The following is a 19,949-nucleotide window of genomic DNA, read 5'->3' on the forward strand; positions in this document are numbered from 1 at the left end:
CTTTTCATTACAGGGTTTACTAATGCGATTTAACGGACTGACTAAAGGTTTCTTCATTTTCATACTTGCCCTCGTGACCTGGGCATTCTTCGATGTGCTGTCCCCCTACTTTTCCGCCATTTTGTGGGCCGCGATATTAACGACTATCTTTAACCCGGTAAAAAACAGACTGCGCAGCGCGCTTGGCGACCGCAACGGACTGGCATCGTTGATTACCATCGTCATTATCTGTCTGATTGTCTTTATCCCGCTGATGGTAATCCTGTCATCGCTGGCCATTGAACTGAACGTGGTGTACACCAAACTGCAACAGAATGACACGCAGTTCCCGGAGGTCGTCGCTTCTGTTCTTTCGTATCTTCCTGACTGGGCCAGAGGTTTTCTGGCAGAACACAATCTGGATGATGTCGCGCAGATCCAGAAAAAACTGTCCGATGTCGTGCTGCAGGGTGGACAATACCTCGCCGGCAGCGCGTTCCTGATTGGTAAAGGAACATTCGGCTTTGCTATTAGCTTTGGCATCATGCTGTATCTACTGTTCTTCTTACTGAAGGACGGACCGTACCTGGTGCGCCAGATTCTGGACTCATTACCGCTTTCTGATTTTGCCAAACAGCACCTGTTTGCAAAATTCGTCGGCGTGACGCGGGCAACCGTCAAGGGCACGGCGGTCGTCGCTTTGGTTCAGGGTATTCTTGGCGGCATCGCGTTTGCGATTGTAGATATCGACGGTAGCGTTCTGTGGGGCGCGTTGATGGCGTTTCTCTCCCTCGTGCCCGCCGTCGGTTCAGCGATCGTCTGGGTACCTGCAGCAATATTTCTGTTCGCCACCCATCAGCTATGGCAAGGGCTGTTTATCGTTGGCTTCTTTGTGATTATCGTTGGGCTGGTGGACAATATCCTGCGCCCGCTGCTGGTAGGTAAAGACACCAAAATGCCGGACTATCTGATTTTGATTACCACTCTCGGCGGCATGGAGATCTACGGTATTAACGGCTTTGTGATTGGCCCCCTGGTTGCCGCACTATTCATTACCTGCTGGAACCTGTTTTCCGGGCGTGACCATGAAGGTAACGTAGAAGGAATCGACGAAGCCTTTATGGAAGAAGGAAAAAATCCTCCAGATTTTTGATTGCAGGACGATAACAGAAGGCGGTTTAAGGACCGCCTTTTTTATTTTCACGCAAAATCATACGTTTCCTATAATTTCAATCATGCGTATTCATTAATCGTCGCAGAAGGAACTAATCAGTGCGAATAGCCACAATCACCAACTGGGCCTATAGCGCGACGGTATGTCTGACCATCGCTTCAGGCGTTGTCATGCTGATGGCATCCAGCGCCGATAACACAGAACGCCAGGTGGTAGAACAGCGTTATCAGTTCGATCAACTTACCGAAGAAGTCGAACTCGATGCCTGGTCGCTGTCCGACCTGGCGCGCGACTATGTTATTGCAAAAGATCCTGAGGTGCTCAACGCCTACCGCCAGAAAGAAGCGTCGCTGAAAGCCGTTGAGCATCGTCTGTCGAAGCTCAAAGACCTTGGTGCAATGGATGAAGAGCTGGCGCTATTGCATGAAGGGCTGCGGATTGTGGATGCTCTGCAGGATGAGCAGGCCGAGGCGCTTGCCAGCGTCGCGCGTGGAGAAGAGTCGCAGGCCATCGCCCTGCTGTACGGAAAAGCCTATGAACAGGAACTGGAGCGAGCCCAGGACCGTATAGATCATTTCCGCCAGTTACTCGATAGCCGCGTACGCAACACGATTGAAGATGCAACCCAGTCATCCCGCATGCTGCGGACGGCCTCTGAAGTGATGGTCGGTCTGACGGCGCTGCTGTTTTTATTCGTTCTCGGTTTCATTTTAAAGCGTCGTGTTCTGCGCCCCGTCGTGCGTTTGAGCGATGTCGTAAACCGTCTCGCATCGCAGGATTATGCCGTTGAGACGCCCAGCTTTAACCAGATAGACGAAATAGGCGACATGGCACAGGCGATCCGGATATTCCGCGAGAACGGTCTGGCTCGTCAGAGACTGGAGAAGGAGCGAGATGCCGACTGGGCAATCCGCGCTCTGCTGGCACGTATGACGCAGCGTCTGCAGGGCTGCGAGAATTTTGCCGATGTCATCAATGTGGCGGAACTGTTTGCACCGAATATTGCCCCAGGTATTGCCGGGCGGCTTTACATACTGGACCGGGAACCCTGGCAAATGCGCTGCGTTGCACAATGGCTCTCACCGCAGGGTAAAGCGGATGCGTTCCACCCGGACGAATGCTGGGCTGTGCGCCGCGGCCAGAGCCACCCTCCGGTACAAGGTGAACCCGATATCGCCTGCTACCATCTGCCGGACTCATGCCAGCAGCATACCCTGTGCGTTCCACTGATTGCCCAGGGAGAAGCCATCGGTCTGCTCTCATTCCAGAACCTTAACGATGATTCCGCCCCCTCTCGTGCGTATCTGGAGCTAATGGCAGAAGCACTCGGCCTCGCATTAGCCAACCAGCGTCTGCGTGACGCCCTGCTGGAGAAAGCGCTCTACGATCCGCTAACTGGTCTACGCAACCGTCATCATCTGGAAGATACCTTACGCACTCAGATGAGCCAGGCCGTACGCAACAAGGAGCCGATCAGTTGCCTGATGATCGATATTGACCATTTTAAAAATATTAACGATCGCTTTGGTCACGAGGCGGGAGACAGCGTGATAAAAAGTATCGCCGCCACCATTCAGCGCGTGGTTCACGACAGCGGCATGGCCTTCCGCTATGGCGGTGAGGAGTTTCTGGTGCTGCTGGCCAATACGGATGAACAGGCCGCCAACCGCCTTGCGACGGATATTTATAACGGCGTACGCGAACTGTCGCTGCGCTTTGGCGTCTCTGAAATTGGTCACGTCGATGTTTCTATTGGCGTAGCCAGCTATCCGCAGCACGCCCAGAGCGACAACCTGCTGCGTGCTGCAGACGTGGCACTGTATCGCGCTAAAGAGCTGGGACGTTCGCGCATCGTGAGCTTTGGCATGCTGGAGGCCAGTTGAACATGGCTTTACCTCAACGCCAGGCGGTGATATGTTAATTCAATGAATACAAAACACGATATCACCGCTTTTAATTACAACCTGTGGTGGCTGCCTTCTTAAAGGCGGTCAAAATGTGTTTTTCCCATTTTTAGATAACCGCCGAAAGGCGGTTATTTGCATTTAGAGACCCCTTTCGGTTTTATGACTAAGGAGTCTTACATGAACAATAAAACCATCATCCTCACTGGCGATCGTCCCACCGGCCCGCTGCATCTTGGCCATTATGTGGGGTCATTGCGCCAGCGCGCCGCGCTGCAACATGATTATCAGCAGTTTATATTGGTGGCTGACCTGCAAGGGCTAACCGATAACGGCAGCACACCGCAAAAGATCCGCGACAATATTCCCGAGGTACTTGCCGACTATCTTGCCGCAGGAATAGATCCTTCACTGACCACTATTTGTTTGCAATCGGCCCTGCCTGCCCTTGCGGAATTGACCGCGCTTTATATGAATATCGTCACCGTGGCTCGCGTAGAGCGTAATCCTACGGTTAAAAACGAAATTGCGCAGAAAGGGTTTGCCCGCTCGTTACCGGTTGGTTTTCTGGTTTATCCCATCAGTCAGGCGGCAGATATTACGGCCTTCAAAGCCGAAGTGGTTCCCGTCGGCGACGATCAGTTGCCAATGATTGAGCAGACTAATGAAATCGTGCACAAGATGAATAGCCTGTTACCGGCCCCCGTCTTATCGCACTGCAAAGCGCTGCTGAGTGAAACCAGCCGCCTACCAGGGATCGACGGGAATGCCAAAATGTCAAAATCGCTTGGTAACACATTGCTCCTGTCAGCCAGCGAAGAAACCATTCATCACGCGGTCAGTGCAATGTACACCGACCCCAATCATCTGAAAGTATCCGACCCGGGGCAAATCGACGGCAATATGGTATTCATTTACCTCGACGCTTTTCATCCGGATAAAGCAAAAGTGGCGGAAATGAAAGCGCATTACCAACGGGGTGGACTGGGTGACCGGACATGCAAAAACGAGCTGGAGGTGTGCTTGCAGGAACTCATCGCCCCAATGCGCGAGCTGCGGGCAACCTACATTCAGGATAAAGGCATGCTGATGGCAATGCTCAAAAAAGGCAGCGAACAGGCGCACGAGATCACGCAGCAGACATTAAGAGAAGTGAAGCAAGGGCTGGGTTTGCCGGTGTTCTGAACTCGACCTATTACAGTCGGCCCAATAAATAAAGACAGCTCCCAACGAGTTACCTTCGCCGGGAGCTTTCAGAATCTTCCCCACGTTTTATCAGCAAAATGCACTAATGTTTTATTTCGAAATCAAAACCTCATTTCAGGCGATGGCCCCTCTGAGAAAAGGCATGGATTGTCGCCGAAGAGACTATGCTACTCAACGAGTGGCAAAAGGAAGCATTTCATCTGTATCTACAGACAAAGATGCCCGTTTTTCAATGTGAGTTAAACCAATGGAAAGTCGATCATTTATTCTCATATTAGTTCAAACTGGAGATGCTGTTATCATTACCCCTATAATAGGAGCATTAAATATATTATAACGCTCCTATTGAACCTACCGCTTTGGTTAGGTAATGCTTATAGTTTAAAACGTTAGAGAAATTTACTCGGCTAAATATCCACCATCAATTGGATAAACTCCTCCGGTACAGAATGCGGATTTGTCTGATAGCAAAAACAAGATGAAGTCTGCTATTTCTTGCATTTTTGCCATCCTTTTCATAGGGTGGCTATTGGCGAAGCTATGTACGATATTTTCAGGAAGTGCACTCATTCGCGGGGTCTGGACATAACCAGGAGCGACTGCATTTACTCGAATTCCTTGACATGCAAATTCTAGCGCTGCGGTTTGGGTTAAACCAATTATACCATGCTTAGCCACGGTGTAAGGCGCTAATCCAGGAATGCCAACCAGGCCATTTACGGCAGATAAATTCACTATTGAGCCACCAAACTTCATCATCTGAGGTATTTCATATTTTAGGCAGTAAAAAACTCCGCTCAATGAGGTGGCAATAACCTTATCCCAGTTCTCAACTGTTTGCTCTGTTATGTTTTTACCATGATCACCTGTTAAGCCTGCATTATTTACAGCATAATCAAGTCTGCCGAAGCGTTCGATAACCTCATCGATCATTTGTCGTACTTGTTCGGGCTGTGATACATCACATCCGATCCCCATCGCTTGTTGACCCTGTGAAGATAATTGTTTCGCTTTTTGTTTAGCCTGCTCTGACGAACGGGCGACAATAATGACCTTAGCACCATGTATGTGTAATTGCTTTGCGACGGCCTCACCTATTCCTGTAGTGCTTCCTGTTATCACAGCAATTTTATTTTGGAAATTCATACTCCCCCCAAAGATGTAGAATTGAACCTTTCATCTGGGTTAGTATACAAATGAGCTGTGACAGTTTTTGTCAGTACTCTTTCTCCTCGCTAATCCCTTCTTTTACTCTCCATTTTTTCAATAAAACCGCCCTGCTTTCACTATAAAAGGAATCCAGTTGCTCAATTTCCTTAATTTTGTCAGTCCTAAAGTGGCGAAAATCATTTCTCATCTCACACCATGCAACCAAAAGCCAACATGACTCCATGTATACCAACCCAATGGGCCATATGACTCGAGAAGAGTAAGAGTCTTTCTTATCACAATACTTTATTTTGATTCTCTTTCGCTTTTTAATAGCATTGCGAATATCTTCAAAAAACATCTCATTTTTTTCTGAAGGACCAATCAGATAGGATTGACTTTCAATAAGATTTTTCAACTCACCGGAAATGACAGTATGTATTTTGGCAAGTGCATTCTTAGCGATAATTTTGAAATCATGGTCCGTATTATGAGAGACCCAATTCAATCCAAGCGTAATAGCATTGACTTCTTCATGAGACAGGTTTAAGGGTGGCAAATGAAAATCAGATTTAACGATATAACCAATTCCAGCACCACCTTCAATGCATACCCCTTGATGCTGCAGCGTTTTTATATCTCTGTAAAGGGAACGCACACTTATCCCTAATCTTTCTGAGAGTGTGGATGCAGTGATCGGATATCTTTGTGCCCTTAATATCTGTAGTAATTCGAGAAGCCTTTCTGTTCTAGTCATAGTGATAAATCCATCATGATCCTGAGACGATTTCTTAAAGCATCTATTAGATAAGCATCTTAGTACAAAGCAAGTGTAGATGGCTAAGTTGAACTGCCCCAAGGTCTGATACCGCGCTAAGTTCGTAATGCGTCCATCAGTGCGTCTGTTTTGAGGACACATTTCATCTCATTGCAGGTGGGTTGTAGCCATTCATCGCTTTTGTCGCCGGCAATACTGTGTCGGAAAGGCCACGGACTCCGACCAACTGCGGGGGATCTGTGGGGGATGAAATCAACGGCACGATCCGGAAAGAGGCGGAAAAGCCGCCCGTCCTGTGTCCACTCAGGCGCGGTACACTGGAGCCAACTATGGATATCCTTACGCATCGCGCGATATGGACATGGAACCGCAAAGCGTCATTACAAAACATCCGTAAAGCTGTTCGGATAGTATATCGTGCTGTGGGTGTGAGTGAATTCAGGCAACGGGCAGATATCACCGCAATTTTTACTCTGAACTATAAATTATGAGTCCCCTTTAATCATCAATATTATTGTTGAGACCTGACAATGGCCATTTCAGGCTTTATTTCTAATTTTCAGCACCAGATACCCGCTGATATTTATAGAACACATCTGTAATTTACTCCTTATTGGTGTAACGTGTAACTATATATTTCACAGAGTAACCAAATAATAGTAATTATGATTGCACGTGAAACTATTAGTGTATTCATGACTGTGAGATAAGTAGATCGTTATCATATATTATCTTTATATTTCATGAAGATATGATGAAACCTTAAATTCATTTAATTTATTGAAACAATCGTTTAACCTGTTTTGATAGCTTTATTCTATTGATGATTTACTGACCGATCGATATTAACTTGTTTTAAGAGTAAAGGATGTTTGCAATACTTTTATGGCCGAAATATATGTCAACAAATAAATCAACATAAACAAATAGTAAACGGAGTCGCTAATGCACTTGAAATACAATATATCTAACGTTAACGCCAGAATCGGTCGATTCGTTCGTAGCAACCGACAAAAAATGAATATGAGCGCAGAAGAGTTAGCTGTTGAGTTAAATATATGTCAGCAGCATGTATCACGGTTTGAACGGGGGCAGTGCGCTTTTACGTTAGAGTTTATTCTGCGAATTCTGAACGTTTTTAACATAAGACTGAGTCATCTTGTCAGTGAAGTTTTCTATGAGGATACACAGGTATTTAGCAAGGCCAGAAGCATTATCCAAAACAATTCAATGACTAAGACCATTAATTAACGAGCTTGATTTTTAAAAGCAGCATTTACTGGACAATATTCTTCAAGAGAAACCAAATACAACGTATCGCTTTTGTATTTCTCTAATTTTTACCGGGTGTGAATATCTAAAACCTGCTACATGAAGAAAGTCATGCTCCGCATCGCCATGTTTACTTGAATAAAGTGAACATGGCGCTGCACAGGCGTTGTATTTTTAAATCCATAATTAGGAATGTTACTTAAATGAAATTAAATAAACTACTGGTTGCTTTATCACTTACTTTTATTTCCGGTTCAGTCCTTGCGGCAGGTGGAGACACGGCCACGCTTAAAGTCACCGGAAAATTAGTGCCGGGCGCATGCGCCGTCAATCTGGATAACGCCGGTATTGTTGACTACGGAACAATGTTAATGACGAACCTGTCTGCAACTGAAGACAATCAACTGCCGGAAAAACGTATTAATATGGGTATTAAATGCAATTCCGAACGACTTGTTGCGTATACCCTTCATGATGAACGTAGAGATTCTCTTTATAATGGTGTGATTAAAAATGCCACCGTTGATGGCAGCGATATACCCGCAAGCAGCAATCAATTTGGTCTGGGGCTTACGAACGACGGTGAAACAACACTGGGGGCATATACTGTTATTAACTGGTTCCCTGATATGACTTATTCGGGTAGCACTGACAATCTGGTGTTTATCAGTAAAAAAATTACCAGCGACGACTGGTCACGCACGGCCTCTGGCAGCACCGTAAACGGCGTGGATGTTGCGGCCAGGTTACACACCTTAGGAAATCCTGATACATTAACCCCGGCAGCTTTCTCTGAATTGAAAGTTCCATTATCTATTAAAGGAGTTCTTCGCAAAGGGGAAGACCTTAAGATTACGGATGAAACGAATCTCGACGGTGAGGCAACGATTTCTCTGGTTTATCTTTAATAATATCCCGTAAATTAATACGATAAAATCAATTTTATCGACTCTGTTTATTACCGGGCCATGTTCTAATGGCCCGGTAAATATACTGGAATAACTACAATGCGTCAGCCATTTTTCTTCTGGAAAGTTCTTTTCATTCTTTCACTTTTCCTGATATGCGTCCCACAGGTTAGTATGGCCACCGGAATGCAGCCTGACAGTTCCCTTTTACTGATCCAGGAAAAGGAAAGCGGAGGCAGCATGAATGTCACCAATACAGACAATATCCCTTCCCTGCTTTACACACAGGTCATTAATGTTGACGGTGAGGATGACACGATTAAACTCCTGCCGACTCAGCCGGTAGTCCGGGTTGAAGGAGGTAAGACTCAGCAAGTTCGATTTATTCTTAAAACGGAAAAGCCGCTAATTACTGAGCATCTTAAACGTGTCATTTTCGAAGGTATCCCCCCAAAAATTCCCGGTAGTAACAAAATTGGTATTACCATACGTCAGAATTTACCCGTACTTATTCATCCAGAAGGATTACCGGAACGAAAAGATCCCTGGACGTTACTTACATGGCATAAAGAAGGCAATCAGCTGAAAGTTACTAATCCAAGCCCCTATGTCGTCCGCCTGGCCCAGCAGTTTGTCACACTACCGTCGAAGACACAATTTGACCTCGGGAGAACGTATTTACTGCCGGGCCAGCATATAACCTTATCATCAGCATCCTCGCTTACGGCTGATAACGAAGTACGTTTTGTTCCAGTCAGCCGTTACGGTGTTCAGGTGTCGGAGTTTATTGCTTCGCTAAATTGAAAGAAACTTTAGCGCCAGACCGGATGTCAGGTTTCAACGCTGAATATTTATTATAAAAACCTATTTCGCATCAGAACGATTTATATCCGAGCTCCTGCAAGGATAGCTATAAGGTTAATAAATGCCCTTTAATTTAATCAGAACATTGCCTGTTCACAGGTATGCATATTATTTATTTCTCGGTCTACTTGGTAGTTACAGTATGATGTTATCCGCCGAACCTTTACTATTTGATGACGGAAGATTAAAAAACCGTGGACTGGATGCTGGTCTGAGTCATTATTTTTCTCACGCCGCACGTTTTTCACCAGGCGAATATCCTGTTAGTTGGGTGATTAACGGGCGCAATAAACGTCAGCTTATGACGCGATTTAATGCGCAGGGCGAACCCTGTATAACCCCTGAAATATCCCGAAATCTCGGACTTGCGTATGAGTTTAATCAAGGATGTCTGGATTATCAGACGCTTTATCCCGCAGCACAGTTAACGGCAGACCCGTATAAAAATCAGATTAGTATTACAGTTCCGACATCTGCGCTGACGCCAGAAAGCAGCTTATTACGGAAGGATATTATTCAGGGAGGCACATCGGGGCTGCTTAATTATAATCTGCAGTCGTCAACCACAGTTCAGTCCGGAAAGCACGAAACTTATCAACTGGGACTATTTGAATCAGGACTGAATCTGAATGACTGGCTGCTTCGCAGTCGTCATACGGTATCGTACAGTGACGGAACACGTCGTTCTCAGCGACTATATACTTATGTCCAGAAGACGTTTCAGTCGCTACAACAGACCTTTCAGGCAGGAGAGATATACGCTCGTCAGACGCTACTCGCCATTCCTGGATTAACGGGGCTTCAACTGTTTCCTGATAGTGCACTGCGTCCTGCTCGTAGCGGCGTTTCTGTTCAGGGAATAGCGCGTTCCGCGCAGGCTCGTGTTGAGGTTTATCAAAACGGACAGTTAATCGAGGCAACACAGGTTCCTGAAGGACCGTTTTCATTAGATAACATTTCCATGCTCAGCACGCAGTTTCCGCTGGATGTGAAAGTGACGGAACAGGATGGTCAGTTAACAACGTTTTCAGTACCTGTCACGGCCTTACAAACTCCGGCCGACGCTCCCCTTTATGGGTCTGTGGCACTCGGTAAAGTGCGCGAGACAGTTGCCAGCGATGAATCGGCCCCCTGGCTCATTACCGGAAGTCAGGGGATGCGGATTTCCCGACAGGCAACGCTAAGCGGTAGCGCTCTGGCCTCAGCACAGTATCAATCCGCGGCGGCATCCCTGAGTTTTATTCCGATACCGGCATGGTCACTGTCGCTGCAAACCACGATGGCACAGGAACAGTACACGCATCATGCGGGCAGCAAGGAAAGCCTCAGTCTCCGCTACCAGCTTAACCCTTCCGCCAGTATTCAGGCGGCCTGGACCACAACATCTGCGGGATTTCGTGAGCTCAGCGACGCTGTAAATCATACGACTTCCACAGCGAACAGTTACTACAATGTGGGAGGTAACTGGGCTCATGAACATTTAGGTCTGTTTTCGCTGAGTTACTCGACCTCCTCCGCGCGTGACCATGCCGCCACACCGAAATCATGGTATGCCTCATGGTCAAAAAACTGGCGCTGGGCTGGACATGGTCAGATTAACCTTTCGGCCACATGGCAACGTGTTTCTGGCTCCCGGACGAGTACGCAACGTGACGATGATGTCTTTTATATCCGACTTGGGCTGCCTCTGGGACACGATCGCGTAAATCTGTCCCTTCGTCGACAGGGCTCCCGGACTTATAACGATGTTCAGACCAGCGGACAATGGGACGATATGTCATATTCGCTATCGGCAGGACGGGACTGGCAAAATGCCCAAAATACCGTCAGCGGCAGTTTTGGGCAAAATTTGCATTACGCCCAGATGAGTGGGTATGCCAGCCAGACAGCCAATTATTGGGGGTATGGCGGTTCGCTCAGCGGCGGGGTTTCCGTTAATCAGGAAGGGATACTTTTTTCACCTTATGCGATTCAGGAATCATACGGCGCGCTTTCATTAAATTCTCCGCTTTCCGGGATCAAAGTATCTACCCCGCAGGGCCCCGTCTGGACGGATTATCGCGGTAAAGCGCTGGTTCCCGGCTTAACACCGTGGCAGCTCTCTCGTCTGGATATTGATGTTAAAACGTTACCCAGACATGTCGACTTAACCAATGGTGCCGCAGAGCTTACCGTTTCGCGAGGAGCCGTCGCATTCACACAATTCAGGGTATCAGACACCCGCAGGGTACTCATGACAGTCAGACGGACTGACGGAAAGCTTCTGTCTAAAGGAAAAGGGATCGTAGACAGCGATGGGCAGTACGTGACGAATTCTCTGGAAAACGGCCTGGTTTTCTTTAGCAACCTGCAGCCCGGTGAGTCGTTCTTTGTGGGAGATGACAACGGTAGCCCCATGTGCCAGCTACAGTATGCCCTGCCCCCAACACCACCTCAGGATGGTTTATATGAAGAGTTAACGGGAGTATGCGAATGATTCGTTTAATATCATTATGTTGTGGCATTGGTTTTATTGTCAGTCCGGTCGTTCAAGCGCAGTGCAATATTATTGCCAGCCAGTTGCACCACGAATACGGCAAAGTCCGGTTTCAGGATACTGAGCCCACCGGGCAGGTCCAATGGCAGCAGTTGCCCGCCCGCCAGGTACAGGTACAGGTGCGGTGTGATGTTCCTCAACCCATACATATCCGGTTTGATGACAATAACCGTCGTGGACTCGACTTCAGTTTCGGTGAGGAGGGACGGGCAACGGTGATGTTCAGTGAAGCGTTTGTCGATAATAAGAGTAGCCAGTTCGTTGTTCACCACGAGCTTAATAAATCGTCTGAATTACGGTCGCAGACCCCTGTTGCAGTTCTCAACGGGGACACAGTTGAGCTCCAGCAACATCATCAGCCGGTGAACGGGATGTCGGCCACTTTCCTGCTTACGGTTATTCCCCGTGTACAGGCCCGCAGCTTTCAGGTTTCAGATCAGCAGGCGTCAACATTGTCATTACGTATGACCGTACCAGAGAGAGAATAACTCGATGATTTCATTTTGGTTCAAGGAAATTTTCCAGCGTGTTATAGACCACCAGTCAAGTGTTACAGGAAAGATGCGCCTGATTTCGCTTATTAATAGACGGATACATCGGTGGCTTTGTTGTGCCGGGGGGATATTTTGCCTGTTGATTACGAAGGCGTATGCGGAAAATACGGTGGATGTGAGCTTTTCAGCTGAAATGATCCCGGCGGCATGCCGGGTATCGCTGGATAATGGCGGCACTGTGGATTACGGTACGCTGAGTCTCTCATCGATCCGTTCTTCATCTCCCTATCTGTTGACGCCACGTGTTATCGGCTTGCATATACAGTGCGAGAGCCTGCGACAGGTGGCATGGATGGTCAATGATGAAAAAGCGGAAACCCGGGTCCGTAACCTGATAATTGACTCTCACGATGATAAGACATCTGGTCGGCATTCATCTGACACCCTCTTTGGACTGGGTGTTACCTCAGGTCAAAAACCGATTGGTGGTTACCTGATAACCGCATTAGCCGGGGAGAGCGCCGTGGAAGGCGATATCGCGTCATGGGGGTATCAGACGGGGGAACAAGAACGGAGCATGTGGCAATCAGCCGGGACAGCACTAACACTGATTTCAGGCATCATGAGACTGACTCCGGTGGATGCGAAAAATAATCCCGTGGCAATTCGTCAGTTGACAATCCCCCTCAGGATCTCTGCCGCCATTGCCTCCGATGGCCTGAGCTTACAGGATGAGACTGAGTTACAGGGCGAGGCCACAATCAGCCTGATTTATTTGTAATATTGGGACAAGAATAGTATCCCGCAACACATGTCTGTTGACTTATTTTGTAAAAAGACTACTTTTCAGGACATGAAGAAGATACTCATCATTGTTCCCGATGGCGGCATGCTGTTTGAATCCGCCGGTATTGCCGACATCATGATGCAGGCCAACCGCCTGCATCCCAAAAGCGCTACGGAAACCTGTTATCAGGTTCAGTTAGCCACAACGCAACCACATCAGGTGATCCATGGTCAGTCCGGCCTGAACCTACTGGCAGATCATCGCCTGCATGAGATAGATCCTCGCGAACCTCTCGATACCATCATTATCACCGGCAGAGGTCAAAATCCGCAGGAAGGAATTGCTGTGGTTGACTGGCTGCGCCTTGCCGCTCCCCATGCCCGCCGCATTGCATCCATTTGCGGCGGTGCGATGCTGCTGGCACAAACCGGGCTGCTGGACGGCAGACGAGCCACCACCCACTGGAAACTACTTGAAACCATGCAGGCAGAATTCCCTCAGGTGCGCGTCGAAAGCGGTCCGCTTTATATTCAGGACGAATACATCTGGACATCGGGTGGCGTGAGCTCCGGCTTTGATCTAACGCTAGCGCTGGTTGAAGAGGATTATGGTTTCAGTCTGGCGCGCGACGTCGCTCAAGACTTCGTCATGTACCTGCGCCGTCCTGGGGGCCAGCTGCAGTTTAGCCGCTACAACCTTCAGCATACCAGTACTCTGGGCCCGATTAACGATCTGCTGGTCTGGCTGCTTGAGAACCTCACCGCCGACCTCAGCGTGGATAAACTGGCGGAAAAAGTCGCCATGAGTCCACGTAACTTCACCCGCGTGTTTACCCGGGAAACAGGAGCTTCACCGGCGCGATATGTAGCTGAAGCTCGTCTGGCCGCCGCCCGGCAGCGTCTGGAGCAGAGCAACGAGACGCTGGAGCGTATTGCCGAACAAACGGGATTCGGCAGCAGCATCAACCTGCGACGACTATTCGAAAAACAGCTTCACCTGACCCCGGGCGAATATCGCCAGCGTTTTCATTGTCGTAAAATGGCCTAAAGTGATCCTTTTTTGTCGTTTACGCCAAGCAGTGATCGGCCTAAATTTATGCCAGAGACAACAGATAAGGAGTTGATCATGGTAAAGGTCGGTATTAACGGTTTTGGCCGTATCGGACGTAACGTACTGCGTGCTGCACTGGGTAACTCGGATATTCAGATTGTGGCAATCAACGATCTGACTGACAGTAAAACATTGGCGCACCTGCTGAAATACGATTCGCTGCTGGGTAAACTCGATGCCGACGTCGCCGCCAGTGAGGGGCAACTGGTCGTTAACGGTAATTCCATTACTGTTTTTAGCGAACGCGACCCAGCCAAAATCCCCTGGCGTCTACGTGAAGTCGATATTGTCATTGAAGCAACCGGCTTCTTCACTGAACGAGACAAGGCGGCAGTACATATCCACAGCGGTGGCGCAAAGCGCGTAATTATCTCTGCTCCAGGTAAAAACGATGATTTAACCATCGTGATGGGCGTTAACGATCATCTCTACTCGGCGGATAAACACTTTGTCGTCAGCAACGGTAGCTGCACCACCAACGGTCTGGCACCTGCCGCGCAGGTTTTGCACCAACATTTCGGTATTAAGCATGGTCTGATGAACACCACCCATGCCTACACCAACAGCCAGGCGCTGCACGACCAACCGGAAAAAGATCTTCGTGGCGCCCGCGCCGCTGCATTGTCGATAGTGCCCTACTCAAGCGGTGCTGCAAAGGCGCTTGGCAAAGTCATCCCTGAGCTGGATGGTCGCTTAACCGGTTATTCGCTGCGCGTACCAGTTCCGGTAGTGTCAATTGTCGACCTGACCGTCACGCTTGAGCGGGATGTAACGGAAGAAGAAGTCAATAATGCATTTCGTAACGCCGCCGCGACGGGGCCGCTGAAAGGGATCCTGGGCTATAGCGATGAACCGCTCGTTTCAAGCGACTACCAGGGTGACCCGCGTTCATCCATTATCGACGGCCTGTCAACGTTGGTAATTGGTGGCAATATGGTCAAAATTCTCGCCTGGTACGATAACGAATGGGGATTCTCCAATCGGCTCGTCGACCTGGCGCTGTTAATGGCAAAAAACGAGCGCTAACTCCTGCTTCCCACGCCCTCTTAAAATCCACGCCTGGCGTGGATTTTTTAACTCTGCCACGGCAGATTAAATGTGAGTTTGATGGCGGAGCAATTCCTCTCAACTTAGTCATTTTATTAATCTTACGGTTGCTACCATAATAAAAAGTCACTAAGCGAAGCCTATAACCCGCAGGCAATATGAGTAATGTGAACTTAATTGATGATTCCGGTATGACCACCTTTCATCAACTTACTGCCACCAGTCTCAATGGCCAACCCATCTCGATGGCCGATTACGCTGGCAAACTGGTGCTGGTGGTTAATACCGCCAGTCATTGTGGATTCACGCCACAATAGCAGGCCTCAAAGTGCTCTATAAGAAGTACGCCGCACAGGGTCTGGCGGTGCTGGGTTTCCCCTGCAACCAGTTCGGTAAACAGGAACCTGGTGGAGCCGATGAAATCGCACAAACCTGTCACATCGACTACGGTGTGAGCTTCCCGATGTTTGAGAAAGTGGACGTCAACGGCGCTGGGACGCATCCGGTGTTTCGTTTCCTGAAAGATGAATTACCCGGCGTGCTGGGTGGATCAAGTGGAACTTCACTAAATTCCTGATCGGGCGCGACGGTAAGCCGCTTAAGCGTTTTGCCCCCTACACGACTCAAGAGAAAATAGAAGCCACGATCCTTGCAACGCTAAAAGACTGAGTGCTCATGTCATTCAAACCGTTCCCATTATGCCCCTGCCTGCTGCCTGAGTAAAAAACACGCTGCAAAATCAACAAAATATAGTCAACTTGCTTAATTACTCTGCAATCGCGTGAGATCAGGAAGAAAAATGCCATTTCCCTCTTGCCTCATTCGGTCTGTGCCGCTAATATTCGTCCCCGTTGTCACCTACAACGTTGCGTTCATAGCTCAGTTGGTTAGAGCACCACCTTGACATGGTGGGGGTCGTTGGTTCGAGTCCAATTGAACGCACCATCTTGCGTCCGTAGCTCAGTTGGTTAGAGCACCACCTTGACATGGTGGGGGTCGGTGGTTCGAGTCCACTCGGACGCACCAAATCATCTCTTCGATTTGGTGCTATTTCTCCTCAAAACTATCGTTTATCTTCAGTTTTATCATTTCCTACGTTGCTACAATAGCAATGCGTTAAATCATTCTAAATTCCATGCTCAACGCGTATCATTCATCTTCTTCGTATAATGTCTTTCGTCAGAGCCCGGATACCATGCCCTCTTCCATTCTCCTGTTCGCCGCGGGCAGTTTACGCCCAGCATTTACCCCGCTGGTAAGCCAGTTCACGCGCATGAGTGGAATAGACGTCAAGATTGAATATGGTCCGGCCGGTTTACTGCGCGAGCGTATTGAAGCGGGTGAACCGTGTGCGCTCTTTGCCTCCGCCAACCGGGAACATCCGCAAAACCTGCTGATACGTAATAAAGCCGTCTCAACGCACACCTTTTGCTGGAACAAACTGAGCCTTGTCAGCAACCGAATCGGAACCTGGCTGGATTTACTCCGTGACCCAACGCTGCGACCAGGGACATCAACGCCCGGCTGCGACCCTTCCGGAGACTATACCTGGGCATTTTTCGACAATATGGATGTACTGGAACCAGGACTCGGGCAGCAACTTCGGGCGCGCGCTATCCCACTGGTTGGTGGCCGTGATACGGTTAAAATCCCGCAAGGAGAACTGGCGAGCGCCTGGATCCTGCGCCAGGGGCTGGCCGATCTGTTTATCGGTTACGCGCATTACGCACACGCGCTGCACGCGATGACCGACGTACATTACGTGGCTATTCCGGACGAGCACAATATTTTTTGCGAATACCAACTGGCGGTGCTTGATGCATCCAAAGAAGTCATGGCGCTGGTTGAATTCATACTTTCCCGCAGCGGTCAGGCGTTCCTTACCGCCGCAGGATTCTTACCGCTTAACGCCGAATAGAAAACAACGGTGCGATAAACGGCGTAGGGTGATTCTCCACGCTAAGTTTTCGCAGCGGTAAGCCATAGGCCAGAAACAGATTCTCTTCGGTCACAATGCTGTCCGTTGGCCCTGCCCGCCATTTACCTTCAGGGAGTAGCAGCAAAGTATGGGAAGCAACCTGCAACGCGTGAAGCGGATCGTGGGTCGAAAAGAGAATGCTGCATCTCTGTTGATGGGCCAAATCGCTGATGAGCTGGAGCACCACCTGCTGATTGGCGAGATCCAGCGCGGAACACGGTTCATCAAGTAACAACGTTTGACACTCAGTCACCAGAGCCCGGGCAATCATCACTAACTGTTGCTGCCCGCCAGAAAGTGAGCCAAATGAGCTGGAGGCAAGATGCGCAATACTCAACTGCTCTAATGCCTGCATTGCTCTTTGTTGATCCTGCTGGCTGGGTTGCGCAAAAAGCTTCACGTGCTGTGCCCGCCCCATCAATACCACGTCGCTGACCGTATAAGGAAACGGTAGATGGCTATGCTGTGCCACAATTCCTATCCCACCGTTATTTTCAATACTCCCGCCTAAAGCAGGCAGCGTGCCGGTTAGCGTATCAAGCAGCGTACTTTTACCCAGACCGTTACGTCCAAGCACGGCCCAGATATCACCTTTCTGGCAACAGAACGTTAGCGGCTCAAATAGCGGCGCGCGATACCCATAAGAAAGCTGATTTACGCGCAGTGCGGCAGGTATCATGATTTCTCCCGACGGCTGGTACGAATGAGCAAGAAAGCAAACAACGGCGCACCGAACAATGCGGTTATGATCCCCAGCGGTATCTCCGCGTGCATCAGGGTGCGGGCAATATCATCCACGACAATCATAAAACCGCCCCCCAACCAGAAGGCACACGGCAGTAGACGACGATGATCAACGCCCACCAACAAACGCGCCAGATGCGGAATAACCAACCCAACCCAGGCAATACTGCCGCTGACCGCCACCTGAGCGGCGACCAAAAATGCGCAGCACACCAAAACGCTGCGTCGCAGAGGAACCACCGCCACCCCCAGTGCTCTGGCATCTTTGTCATTGAGCGATAACAGGTTTATCCGCCAGCGTAGCTGGAACAAAACCGTCGCGGCGATACCGACTGGAACCGCCAATAGCAGTACTTTATGCCAGTTGGCCGTCGCGAAGCTCCCCAGCAGCCAGAACACAATATTAGGTAACGTCTCTTCAGTATCAGCCTGATATTGGATCAGGCTCACCAGCGCGGCAAAAAAGCCGCTCAAAATGATACCTGACAGGATCAACACCAGCGTATTCTCCAGCCCCTGTAACGCAGCAATGGCATACACCAGGATCAATGCCGTCAGACCGAAGAAAAACGTTGACCCCATCATCAGCAAGGGCGAAAGACCGAGCAGGATGGCCAGCGTTCCGCCAAAGGCCGCCCCCGACGTCACACCGATAATATGCGGGTCGACCAGCGGATTATGAAATACTCCTTGCAACGTCGCCCCGCATAACCCCAGCGCGCCCCCCGCCAGCAGCGCCATCAGAATACGCGGTAATCTGACCGTCCAGATCACCTGGCTGGCTATTCCCTCAGCGTCGCTATAGTGCGTCAGGTGGTAAAACACCTCGCTTAACGACAGCGGATATTGTCCGAGGCATAGCGAACTGACGCCCAGCAACAGGACCACAACGATTAAGAGCGGTTGCTGGGGCAAAAAACGGTTACTTAGCTGCATCAGACTGCCAGTTCACACGATAAAAACGCTGATAGTAATCTTGCGCCTGCGCATCAACATCCACATCTTTATAGGCATCCGGATACAGTTTTTTGGCCATCCACAGTTCACCGATCGCCAACGCCTCCGGCATCGGATAGCCCCAGGCTTTGGCGTATTCAGGCATCAACCAGACACGATGATTTTTCACCGCATCAATCCCCTGCCAGTTCGGATCGTTTTGGATCTGAGTTACCACCTGCGGATAGCGATCCTGGACAAAAATCACCTGCGGGTTCCACGCTAATACCTGCTCCAGCGCAACCTGACGGGCCCCTTTCACACTGGCAGCCGCCACGTTTAATCCCCCCGCGTGCTGCATCATCAGTCCGGTGTACTTCCCGGAGCCGTAAGTCATCAGGTCGGGGTTAGCCATATAAATACGGACTTTTTGCGCATCCGGGATGTTTGCAACCGGCGCATTAAATTTTGCTCGTGCCGCAAAAACGTAGTCGATTAACGTTTCAGCCTGCGGTTTGCGCCCCACGACATCCGCAATCAAGCGAATACCCTGCTTTAACCCTTCGTTGTAGACCTGCTCTTCATCGGCCATAGTTGGGTTCATTTTATTCTGTTGCCCGTCGGCATCTTTGCGCATTGAGATAGCAACGACCGGAATACCGGCGTTCTGAATCTGCTGGATCATCTCCGCGGGCGCATAGTTGGCGACAAACACCACCTGTGGATGAATTGCCAGCAGGCTTTCGATGTTCACGCTGGTGAGATCGCCCGGTGTCGGCAATGTAGTAATCGTCGGCATAAAGCGCGCAAATTCAGGCCCGAGCTGTTTTTTCCAGCTCGACATCACGCCAACAATGTCCTGCTGCGCATTGAGCTGGACCAGAATATTCAACGTCTGGTGTTGCAGCACGACCACTTTGTCCACATGGTCAGGAATCGTGACCTGACGACCAAGCTGATCGGTGATCGTACGGTCGGCCTGAGCAGAAAACGCAAACAACATGCTGGCGCATACCAGCACAAAAGAGCGGAAAGTTAACATGGGATACCATCTGAATAGAGGAGTAAAAACGATATGCATTA

General features: G+C 49.3%; 17 protein-coding genes, 2 tRNA genes and 2 pseudogenes. 15 read left to right on the plus strand and 6 right to left on the minus strand.

Annotated elements, in window-relative coordinates:
• Window positions 1-22: 22 nt before the first annotated feature.
• The 3 genes from OGV74_RS12040 to trpS all read left to right on the plus strand — a co-directional run bounded on the left by OGV74_RS12040 (window position 23) and on the right by trpS (window position 4,242).
• Window positions 23-1,132 (plus strand): AI-2E family transporter, encoded by a 1,110-nt coding sequence (locus tag OGV74_RS12040; RefSeq protein ID WP_086504048.1) that lies wholly within the window; start codon window positions 23-25, stop codon window positions 1,130-1,132.
• A 119-nt stretch (window positions 1,133-1,251) separates the two neighbouring features.
• Window positions 1,252-3,036, plus strand: coding sequence for a diguanylate cyclase (locus tag OGV74_RS12045; protein ID WP_086504047.1), 1,785 nt, complete (start codon window positions 1,252-1,254; stop codon window positions 3,034-3,036).
• Window positions 3,037-3,237: 201 nt separating this feature from the next.
• Window positions 3,238-4,242, plus strand: a complete 1,005-nt coding sequence (trpS, locus tag OGV74_RS12050) for a tryptophan--tRNA ligase (RefSeq protein WP_003029254.1) — start codon at window positions 3,238-3,240, stop codon at window positions 4,240-4,242.
• Window positions 4,243-4,662: 420 nt separating this feature from the next.
• On the opposite strand, the gene OGV74_RS12055 is transcribed toward trpS, so the two are convergent.
• From OGV74_RS12055 to OGV74_RS23405, 3 genes and pseudogenes are all read right to left on the minus strand, one after another.
• The gene (locus OGV74_RS12055) at window positions 4,663-5,409 is read right to left on the minus strand and encodes an SDR family NAD(P)-dependent oxidoreductase (protein WP_003029256.1); all 747 of its coding nucleotides are present in this window, start codon (window positions 5,407-5,409) and stop codon (window positions 4,663-4,665) included.
• Between the two features lie 70 nt (window positions 5,410-5,479).
• Window positions 5,480-6,169, minus strand: a complete 690-nt coding sequence (locus tag OGV74_RS12060; protein WP_003836487.1) for a helix-turn-helix transcriptional regulator — start codon at window positions 6,167-6,169, stop codon at window positions 5,480-5,482.
• Between the two features lie 134 nt (window positions 6,170-6,303).
• Window positions 6,304-6,462: pseudogene (locus tag OGV74_RS23405) on the minus strand (DNA methylase); the annotation flags it as partial.
• A gap of 673 nt (window positions 6,463-7,135) precedes the next feature.
• On the opposite strand from OGV74_RS23405, the gene OGV74_RS12070 reads away from it, so the two are divergent.
• The 12 genes and pseudogenes from OGV74_RS12070 to OGV74_RS12125 all read left to right on the plus strand — a co-directional run bounded on the left by OGV74_RS12070 (window position 7,136) and on the right by OGV74_RS12125 (window position 17,126).
• The gene (locus OGV74_RS12070) at window positions 7,136-7,441 is read left to right on the plus strand and encodes a helix-turn-helix domain-containing protein (RefSeq protein WP_003029261.1); all 306 of its coding nucleotides are present in this window, start codon (window positions 7,136-7,138) and stop codon (window positions 7,439-7,441) included.
• Window positions 7,442-7,665: 224 nt separating this feature from the next.
• Window positions 7,666-8,370: a DUF1120 domain-containing protein gene (locus OGV74_RS12075; RefSeq protein WP_016150178.1), complete on the plus strand. Its 705-nt coding sequence runs from the start codon at window positions 7,666-7,668 to the stop codon at window positions 8,368-8,370.
• A 99-nt stretch (window positions 8,371-8,469) separates the two neighbouring features.
• Entirely contained in the window at window positions 8,470-9,174 is a 705-nt protein-coding gene (locus OGV74_RS12080) for a fimbria/pilus chaperone family protein (RefSeq protein WP_086504045.1), read from the plus strand.
• A 202-nt stretch (window positions 9,175-9,376) separates the two neighbouring features.
• Window positions 9,377-11,710: a fimbrial biogenesis usher protein gene (locus OGV74_RS12085; protein WP_234400772.1), complete on the plus strand. Its 2,334-nt coding sequence runs from the start codon at window positions 9,377-9,379 to the stop codon at window positions 11,708-11,710.
• A complete protein-coding gene (locus OGV74_RS12090) occupies window positions 11,707-12,258 on the plus strand; it encodes a DUF1120 domain-containing protein (RefSeq protein ID WP_071697183.1) in 552 nt (183 codons plus the stop codon). The genes OGV74_RS12085 and OGV74_RS12090 overlap by 4 nt, the downstream gene beginning before the upstream one ends.
• 4 nt (window positions 12,259-12,262) lie before the next feature.
• On the plus strand, window positions 12,263-13,045 hold the full coding sequence (locus OGV74_RS12095; protein WP_008323936.1) for a DUF1120 domain-containing protein: 783 nt from the start codon (window positions 12,263-12,265) through the stop codon (window positions 13,043-13,045).
• Window positions 13,046-13,117: 72 nt separating this feature from the next.
• On the plus strand, window positions 13,118-14,098 hold the full coding sequence (locus tag OGV74_RS12100) for a GlxA family transcriptional regulator (RefSeq protein ID WP_086504043.1): 981 nt from the start codon (window positions 13,118-13,120) through the stop codon (window positions 14,096-14,098).
• 78 nt (window positions 14,099-14,176) lie between these two features.
• Entirely contained in the window at window positions 14,177-15,187 is a 1,011-nt protein-coding gene (gene gap, locus OGV74_RS12105) for a type I glyceraldehyde-3-phosphate dehydrogenase (RefSeq protein ID WP_086504042.1), read from the plus strand.
• A gap of 212 nt (window positions 15,188-15,399) precedes the next feature.
• Window positions 15,400-15,877: pseudogene (locus tag OGV74_RS12110) on the plus strand (glutathione peroxidase).
• A 199-nt stretch (window positions 15,878-16,076) separates the two neighbouring features.
• A tRNA-Val gene (locus tag OGV74_RS12115) sits at window positions 16,077-16,153 on the plus strand.
• A 4-nt stretch (window positions 16,154-16,157) separates the two neighbouring features.
• Window positions 16,158-16,234 (plus strand) — tRNA-Val (locus OGV74_RS12120).
• A 169-nt stretch (window positions 16,235-16,403) separates the two neighbouring features.
• Complete coding sequence (locus tag OGV74_RS12125) at window positions 16,404-17,126, plus strand: substrate-binding domain-containing protein (RefSeq protein ID WP_086504210.1); 723 nt, start codon at window positions 16,404-16,406, stop codon at window positions 17,124-17,126.
• On the opposite strand, the gene OGV74_RS12130 is transcribed toward OGV74_RS12125, so the two are convergent.
• The 3 genes from OGV74_RS12130 to OGV74_RS12140 are packed head-to-tail and all read right to left on the minus strand — an operon-like array spanning window position 17,113 to window position 19,908.
• On the minus strand, window positions 17,113-17,865 hold the full coding sequence (locus OGV74_RS12130; protein WP_003843516.1) for an ABC transporter ATP-binding protein: 753 nt from the start codon (window positions 17,863-17,865) through the stop codon (window positions 17,113-17,115). The two genes, OGV74_RS12125 and OGV74_RS12130, sit on opposite strands and share 14 nt — an antisense overlap.
• Window positions 17,862-18,866, minus strand: a complete 1,005-nt coding sequence (locus tag OGV74_RS12135) for a FecCD family ABC transporter permease (RefSeq protein WP_003029283.1) — start codon at window positions 18,864-18,866, stop codon at window positions 17,862-17,864. Before OGV74_RS12135 ends, OGV74_RS12130 begins: the two co-directional genes overlap by 4 nt.
• Entirely contained in the window at window positions 18,853-19,908 is a 1,056-nt protein-coding gene (locus OGV74_RS12140) for an ABC transporter substrate-binding protein (protein ID WP_199880186.1), read from the minus strand. Before OGV74_RS12140 ends, OGV74_RS12135 begins: the two co-directional genes overlap by 14 nt.
• Window positions 19,909-19,949: the final 41 nt, after the last annotated feature.

Origin of the sequence: Citrobacter sp. Cf116 (assembly GCF_030336505.1) — a bacterium.
Classification (GTDB): Bacteria; Pseudomonadota; Gammaproteobacteria; order Enterobacterales; family Enterobacteriaceae; genus Citrobacter; species Citrobacter freundii.